The organism is Methylobacterium oxalidis, from assembly GCF_007992195.1.
Taxonomy (GTDB): Bacteria; Pseudomonadota; Alphaproteobacteria; order Rhizobiales; family Beijerinckiaceae; genus Methylobacterium; species Methylobacterium oxalidis.
In genome coordinates this window covers 1-861 of record NZ_BJZU01000319.1, presented here as the reverse complement: position 1 = coordinate 861, position 861 = coordinate 1, and the positions used below count along the sequence as shown (strand labels likewise).

1 protein-coding gene is annotated in these 861 nt (G+C 68.3%); it reads right to left on the bottom strand.

What is annotated here, in order from left to right:
• Positions 1–709: IS21 family transposase (gene istA, locus MOX02_RS30790; protein ID WP_210250431.1), on the bottom strand; the 709-nt coding region annotated here is incomplete at its 3' end.
• Positions 710–861: the final 152 nt, after the last annotated feature.

Below are 861 nucleotides of genomic sequence, written 5' to 3'. Positions count from 1 at the left end.
CCTTACCCTTCGTTTTGGCCCTGTAGGGGCGACAGGCGCGGGGCAGGAAGCCGTAGTGCTTGGCCAGCGCCAGCAGGGATCGGTTGTAGACGATGTGGCCGGCCGCCTCCTCGCCGGTGACCGCCGTCTTCATGCGGTCGTAGAGGATCTCGATCGGCACGCCGCCGATGGCGGCGAACGCCTGCATGTGACAGCGCAGCAGCGTCTGCAGATCCTGGTGCAGGACGAAGCGCGCCTCGATGTGCCGGGAATGGCCGAGCACCAGCGAGAACAGCCAGACGATGCAGGCCGTGCCCGGCGCGTCCGTGAAGGTGACCGCGAAGCGGGCGAAGTCGACCTGCGCCTGCTGGCCGGCCGGGGTCTCGAAGCGGACCTCGTAGGGCTTGGCCTCGGGCGGTCGGATCGCGGCGGCAAACCGCTTCACGGCGGTGTAGGCTCCCGTATAGCCGCGCTCGCGCAGCTCGCGGGTCAGGCGCACGGCGCTGAGATCGGGGAAGGCGGCGACGCGCTCGCGCAGATAGTCGCGGTAGGGCGCGAGTTTGCTCGGACGTCCGGCTTGGCGCGGGCCGTAGACCGGCGGTTCGAGGCCGCGCTCGATGTACTTGCGGATCGTCTTCGGGTCGCGCCCAGTCCGACGGGCTATGGCGGTAACCGACAGGCCCTGTCGGTGCAGGTCCAAGATCATGAGGAGCTCTCCCAGCAGGACCATCCTCATCACTCCCGACCGAGACCCGTCGGCAGGCATGGTGGCTGAGGATGGATAAGCCCGAGGGTGCGGGGTGCGTCCCGCCTCCGCGGGCCAAGGCATCGGCCAGGGAATTTTCGATGCCCACAATCAGGGAGTATTCAACGCCCGCTGAC